This is a genomic window from Stenotrophomonas sp. GW821-FHT01H02A, assembly GCF_059422145.1.
This window is the reverse complement of sequence record NZ_JBWKWI010000002.1, coordinates 492,603-499,141: the sequence shown is the minus strand read 5'-3', so window position 1 is coordinate 499,141 and position 6,539 is coordinate 492,603. Positions and strand designations below refer to the sequence as shown.

The 6,539-nt window shown below is 64.7% G+C and carries 4 protein-coding genes; 2 read left to right on the top strand and 2 right to left on the bottom strand.

Annotation, left to right across the window (positions count from 1 at the left end; translation table 11 throughout):
• The first annotated feature begins 150 nt into the window (after positions 1-150).
• Positions 151-1,881 carry a type IV-A pilus assembly ATPase PilB gene (gene pilB, locus AC07WC_RS05515; protein WP_495209098.1) on the top strand — a complete coding sequence of 577 codons (1,731 nt, stop codon included), beginning with the start codon at positions 151-153 and terminating at the stop codon, positions 1,879-1,881.
• A 67-nt stretch (positions 1,882-1,948) separates the two neighbouring features.
• On the opposite strand, the gene AC07WC_RS05510 is transcribed toward pilB, so the two are convergent.
• Both AC07WC_RS05510 and AC07WC_RS05505 read right to left on the bottom strand, forming a co-directional pair.
• Complete coding sequence (locus AC07WC_RS05510; RefSeq protein WP_495209097.1) at positions 1,949-3,334, bottom strand: sigma-54-dependent transcriptional regulator; 1,386 nt, start codon at positions 3,332-3,334, stop codon at positions 1,949-1,951.
• A gap of 70 nt (positions 3,335-3,404) precedes the next feature.
• Positions 3,405-5,018 (bottom strand): sensor histidine kinase, encoded by a 1,614-nt coding sequence (locus tag AC07WC_RS05505; RefSeq protein ID WP_495209096.1) that lies wholly within the window; start codon positions 5,016-5,018, stop codon positions 3,405-3,407.
• Positions 5,019-5,351: 333 nt separating this feature from the next.
• Here AC07WC_RS05505 and sucC point away from each other — a divergent pair, with 333 nt between their 5' ends.
• Entirely contained in the window at positions 5,352-6,521 is a 1,170-nt protein-coding gene (sucC, locus tag AC07WC_RS05500) for an ADP-forming succinate--CoA ligase subunit beta (protein ID WP_495209095.1), read from the top strand.
• The last annotated feature ends 18 nt before the right edge of the window (positions 6,522-6,539 follow it).

Genomic DNA, 6,539 nt, shown 5'->3' with positions numbered 1-6,539 from the left:
CATCTAAGAGATAGCAAGAGCGGATCATACTGGGCCGTCAGCGGGAAGCTCGGCTGCCTTTTCTTGTAGTATTGCTCTGATCGCACGCGCTGCAGTTCATGCTGGCGGGCTCTGCGCTTTGTCGCATATTACGGGTCGGTGGAGAAGGTTATGAATGCAGTAGTCAATGGCTCCGCAAATCTTGTCGGGATAACCGGAATTGCACGGCGTCTGGTCCAGGACGGTGCCATTGATGAGGCTGTGGCTCGGGAGGCGATGGCACAGGCTGCTGCGGCTCGTTTGCCCCTGCCTCAATGGTTTGCCCAGAGAAAGTTGGTCACTGGCGCCCAGCTGGCTGCCGCCAACGCGCTTGAGTTTGGTATGCCATTGCTGGATGTGTCAGCGTTCGACAACAGCCAGAATGCAATGGGACTGGTGAGCGAAGAGCTCCTTCGCAAGCATCATGTGCTGCCGCTGTTCAAACGTGGCGGCAAGTTGTTCATCGGTACTAGCAATCCCACCCATTCTCTGGACGAGATCAAGTTTCACACCAATCTGGTGGTGGAGCCGATCCTGGTGGATGAAGATCAGATTCGCCGCACGTTGGAGCAGTGGCAGTCCAAGCAGGACACGCTTGGTTCGGCGCTCGGGACCGATGACGAAATGGGGGATCTGGACGTCTCGGCGGGCGACGAAGAGGGTGGTATTAGCGACTCTGGTATCGACGCCAAGGGCGACGACACCCCTGTCGTAAAGTTCGTCAACAAAGTCCTCGTAGACGCCATCCGCAAAGGCGCCTCGGACATCCACTTCGAACCCTACGAAGACGACTATCGGGTGCGCTTGCGCATCGATGGTCTGCTCAAGAACGTGGCCAAGGCCCCGGTCAAGCTCAACCAGCGCATCGCCGCGCGCCTGAAGGTGATGGCGCAGCTGGATATCGCCGAGAAGCGGGTGCCGCAGGATGGGCGCATCAAGCTCAACCTCTCCAAGACCCGCCAGATCGACTTCCGCGTCAGCACCCTGCCGACCCTGTTCGGCGAGAAGGTGGTGCTGCGTATTCTCGATGGCAGCGCAGCCAAGCTCGGCATCGACAAGCTCGGTTACGAGCCGGCCCAGCAGAAACTGTTCCTGGATGCGATCCACAAGCCGTATGGCATGGTGCTGGTCACCGGCCCGACCGGTTCGGGTAAAACGGTCTCGCTGTATACCGCGCTGGGCATCCTCAACGATGAAACCCGCAACATCTCCACCGCGGAAGACCCGGTCGAAATCCGCCTGCCCGGCGTCAACCAGGTGCAGCAGAACGTCAAGCGCGGCATGACCTTCGCCGCGGCGCTGCGCTCGTTCCTGCGCCAGGATCCGGACATCATCATGGTCGGCGAAATCCGCGACCTGGAAACGGCCGAGATCGCGATCAAGGCGGCGCAGACCGGCCACATGGTGCTCTCCACGCTGCACACCAACGATGCGCCGCAGACCATCGCGCGCCTGATGAACATGGGTATCGCGCCGTACAACATCACCAGCTCGGTGACATTGGTGATCGCGCAGCGCCTGGCGCGCCGGCTGTGCAACAACTGCAAGCGCCCGGTGGAACTGCCGGCCAATGCGCTGCTGGCCGAAGGCTTCACCCAGGCCCAGCTGGATGCGGGGATCAAGCTGTTCGAGCCGGTCGGCTGCGATGAGTGCACCGAAGGTTACAAGGGCCGTACCGGTCTTTACCAGGTGATGCCGATGACCGATGAGATCTCGACCATCGTGCTGGCCGGGGGCAATGCGCTGCAGATCGCCGAGGCCGCGCAGCTGGCCGGGGTCAATGATCTGCGGCAGTCGGCCTTGATCAAGGCCGCGGCCGGTGTGACGGGTCTGGCCGAGATCAACCGCGTGACCAAGGATTGAACTGCGTCCGTAGATAAAAAAGGCCCGCGCAAGCGGGCCTTTTTGTTTTGCATCGAGCGCTGGCTACTCAATCCATCCCCAGCTTCTTCAACTTGTACCGCAGCGCCCGGAAGGTAATGCCCAACTGCGCCGCGGTGCGGGTCTTGTTCCAGCGGTTCTCTTCCAGCGCTTTCTGGATCGCGGTGCGTTCCATCTGCTCGATGTAGGAGGGCAGCGCGCCATTGCCGGCCGGCAGGTCGACCACGGCTTCTTCCTGCGTGGCCGGCGCGTTGCCGGCGCCGAAGCGCGGTGCGTTCTGCGGCAGGCGCAGGTCGCTGGCACCGATGCGGTCTTCCTCGGCCAGGGCCAGGGCGCGCTCGAGGATGTTCTCCAGCTCGCGCACGTTGCCGGGGAACTGATACTGCGCCAGCGCTTCCAGCGCCGAGGGCGCCAGCAACGGGGTCGGGCGGCCGTGGGTACGGGCCAGCCGGGCCAGGATCGAGGCGGCCAGTGCGGGCAGATCGCTGCGGCGCTCGCGCAGCGGTGGCACGCGCAGTTCGATCACGTTGATGCGGTAGTACAGGTCGTGGCGGAAGCGGCCATCTTCGACCAGCTCGCCCAGGTCCTTGTGCGTGGCCGAGAGGATGCGCACGTCAACCGGCACCTCGGCGGCGGCGCCGACCGGACGGATCGATTTCTCCTGGATCGCGCGCAGCAGCTTGACCTGCATCTGCAGCGGCAGCTCGGCCACTTCATCCAGGAACAGGGTGCCCCCATGCGCGGCCTGGAACAGGCCGGGCTTGTCGGCATGTGCGCCGCTGAAGCTGCCCTTCTTGTGGCCGAAGAACTCGCTTTCCATCAACTCGGATGGAATCGCACCGCAGTTGACCGGCACGAACGCGCCGGGCGCGCGTGCGCTCTGCGCGTGGATGGTGCGTGCGACCAGTTCCTTGCCGACGCCGGATTCACCAAGGATGTAGACCGGGGCCTGGCTGCGCGCGACCTTGCCGATGGTGGCGCGCAGCACATCCATCGAGGGCGAATCACCGAGCAGGCGCGCGGCCTGTTCCGGGGCGAGCGGGGCGGGTGCGGCGCGCTCGGTGTTGTTGAGTTCCAGTGCGTGCTTGACCAGGCCGCGCAGCACCGAGATATCGACCGGCTTGCTGACGAAATCGAACGCGCCGGCCTTCAGGGCTTCCACCGCCAGGTCCATGCTGCCGAACGCGGTGATCATCGCCACCGGCGTGCGCGGGTAGTGCTGCGCGATTTCGGTGACCAGTTCGATGCCGTTGCCATCGGGCAGGCGCATGTCGGTGATGCACAGATCGTACGGATTGCTGGCCAGCAGCTCACGGGCTTCGGCGAGGTTGGCCGCGGTGCTGATGCGCAGGCCCATGCGGCCCAGGGTCAGTACCAGCAGTTCGCGGATGTCACGCTCGTCATCGACGACGAGGGCGCTGCGGGTGTCATTCATAAGGAAGGAAGATAGCCGAGGGCGGTCGTTGGCGACAAATGTTTGACGGTGGCGTTCTGGTATGCGCTGCTCATCCGGCCATCATCGTGTGCGGGCCGGCCAGCACCAGCCGGAAACAGGCACCACCGGCGGGCACCGAGACGTACTCCAACCGCGCCTGGTTGGCGCGGCACAGCTCGCGGGCGATGTACAGGCCCAGGCCGGTGCCGTGCTCGGAGGTGGTGAAGAACGGGCGGAACAGCTGGCTGGCCACCGTCTCGGGAATGCCGGGGCCGCGGTCCATCACATCGATGATGGCGGTGCGGTCCTGGCGCGCCACGCGCAGTCGCACGCGCGCCGGCTCTTCGGCCACGCGGCCGTACTTGAGCGCGTTGTGGACCAGTACGGTGAGGATCTGGTGCAGGTGGCGCGGGTCGACCAGGGCGTGCACCGAGGTCTCGCTGATGATCGGCTCCACGCTGTCGGTTTCCAGCGACAGGCCCTGCTTGTACTCCAGCACGAAGCGACGCACGAACGAGGCCAGGTCCACGTTTTCCGGATTGGCGCGCTCGCGCCGTGCCAGCCCGAGCACGCTTTCAACGATGCCGTTGGTGCGCTGGCATTGCTGGTTGATGATCTGCAGCAGGCGGCGGTCGGTGTCACCGATATCGGTGGATTCCTCCAGCAGCTGGGCGGCGTAGTTGATCGCCGCCAGCGGATTGCGGATCTCATGGGCCAGGCTGGCGGAGAAACGGCCCATCGCCGAGAGCGTCAAGGACTCGGCTCGCCGCGAGACCACGGTGGAATCATCCAGGAACACCAGGGTGAGGTCGCTGCCGGCCAGCAGACGGGCAAACCGTGGCTGCACTTCGGGCTGGTCGGGGGAGAGCTGCAGCGGCATCTCCTCGTTGGTCCAGCCGTTGCGCCAGCGCAGCAGTCGGCGGCTCAGTTCCGGCGCGGCACTGCCCAGTTCCAGCCGGCCGCTGCCACTGTTGCCGTCGGCATCGCCGAGCAGGGTGGAGGCGGCTTCGTTGGCGAGCGTGATGCGGTTGGCCCCGTCCACCACGATCACGCCGGTGCGCATGCGGCGGATGATCAGTTCGTTGATCTGGAACAGGTTGGCCACTTCATCGCCGCGCTGGTTGGCCAGCTGCTGGTTCATGCGGGCGCGGTTGCCGACCTGGTAGCTGATGAAGGCGACGGCCAGGTAACTGGTGACGAACATGGCCAGTTCGGCCAATGTGCGGGTCGGGTCACCGCCTTCGAGTTGTTTCCAGATGTACTCACCTGCCGTCGCGGCGCTGGCGGCCGCGGCCAGGCCCAGCCCCATGCTCAGCGGCAGCAGGGTCGCAGCGGCAGCGATGTTGAACAACAGCGACATCGAGATGCCCGCGCTGGCCCCGGGTAGCGCATGGGCGAGCAGGGTGGCGGCGATGATGTCGGCGGCCACGCTCCACACCACGATGGTGCGCAGCCAGCGCTCGTTGCGCCCGAACAGCAGCACCAGCACCGCCACCAGCAGGTAGCCGCTGGCCACGATGGTCGCAAGCTTCGGGTGGTCGGCGGAGCCGACCAGTCCGCTCAGTGGGCTGAACAGCAGCGCGCCGATGACGGTGGCCATCAGCAGGCGGTACAGCGCGAAGAAATACAGTTCGCGCCGCGGTATCGATTCGATGCGGTCGATCAATGAAGCACTGGGTGACACGCCGGAACTCCCCTTCTGGCATGGGGCCAGTGTAGGGCGTCCGGCCGGGTTTGGGGGCCGGTGGCCGGGGCGGGGCGTGTGAAGGCCGGACGGTGTACCGGTGGCGACCGGCTGCGCGGCGGTGCCGCCAAGGGCCTGGAGGGCCGTTTCCGGCACCGCCCGCAACTGTCTGAAATTGCGCCGGAAACGGCTCCGCGCCGGTGTCTTGGGACTGACTTCTTTGCGCCTGCGCGCCGGGTCGTCCACAATAGTGGGCCCGCCGCGGTCCTTACCGGCGCCCCCGTGAGGGAGCCTTGGAGATGCGTGCGGTCGTTCCTATTCCCACGGTGACGCATGAATTTCCACGAATACCAGTCAAAACAGCTGCTTGCCGAGTACGGCATTCCCGTTCCGGCCGGCAAGGTCGCGGCTACCCCGGACGAAGCGGTTGAAGCTGCCAACGCCCTGGGCCAGGGCCCCTGGATGGTCAAGGCGCAGATCCACGCTGGCGGCCGCGGCAAGGCTGGCGGCGTCAAGTTCTGCAAGACCACCGACGACGTGAAGGCCGCTGCGGCCAAGATGCTCGGCACCAAGATGGCCACCTACCAGACCGCCGGCGTCGAACTCCCGGTCAACCTGGTGCTGGTGACCACCGCCGGCGAGATCGTCAAAGAGCTGTACCTGTCGGTGCTGGTCGACCGTGGCACCAAGACCATCACCTACATCGCCTCTTCGGAAGGCGGCGTGGAGATCGAGCAGGTCGCTGCTGAAACCCCGGAGCTGATCCACTCGCTGAACGTCGATTTCGTCGAAGGCGTGCAGGGTTACCACGGCCGTGATTTCGGCTTCAAGCTGGGCCTGACCGCCAAGCAGGCCGGCCAGTTCGCCAGCATCATGGTGAACCTGTACCGCCTGTTCAACGAAAAGGACCTGGCCCTGGTTGAAATCAACCCGCTGGCGATCCTGGACGACGGCAACCTGTACGCGCTGGACGGCAAGTTCGACAGCGACGACAACGCCGCGTTCCGCCAGAAGGCGCTGGTCGCCATGCGCGACAAGACGCAGGAAGATCCGACCGAAGTGATCGCGTCGGAGCTGGACATCAACTACGTCACCATGGACGGCAACATCGGCTGCATGGTGAACGGCGCCGGCCTGGCCATGGCCACCATGGACGTCATCAAGCTCAACGGCGGCGAGCCGGCGAACTTCCTGGACGTGGGCGGCGGTGCGAACAAGCAGCGCGTCATTGAAGCCTTCAAGCTGATCCTGTCCTCGGACAAGGTCGAAGGCATCTTCGTCAACATCTTCGGCGGCATCGTCCGCTGCGACATGATTGCCGAAGGCATCATCGCCGCCGTGAAGGAAGTGGGCGTCAAGGTTCCGGTCGTGGTGCGCCTGGAAGGCACCAACGTGGAAGAAGGCAAGCAGCTGCTGCGCGACAGCGGCATGGCCATCATCCCGGCTGACAACATCAACGATGGCGCCAAGAAGATCGTTGAAGCTGTCAAGAACGCCGCCTGATACCGACACCAAGGAATT

Excerpts from the sequence above, each read along its gene's own strand:
- pilB (WP_495209098.1), top strand. The coding sequence starts at position 151 with ATGAATGCAGTAGTCAATGGCTCCGCAAATCTTGTCGGGATAACCGGA.
- AC07WC_RS05510 (WP_495209097.1), bottom strand. The coding sequence starts at position 3,334 with ATGAATGACACCCGCAGCGCCCTCGTCGTCGATGACGAGCGTGACATC.
- sucC (WP_495209095.1), top strand. The coding sequence starts at position 5,352 with ATGAATTTCCACGAATACCAGTCAAAACAGCTGCTTGCCGAGTACGGC.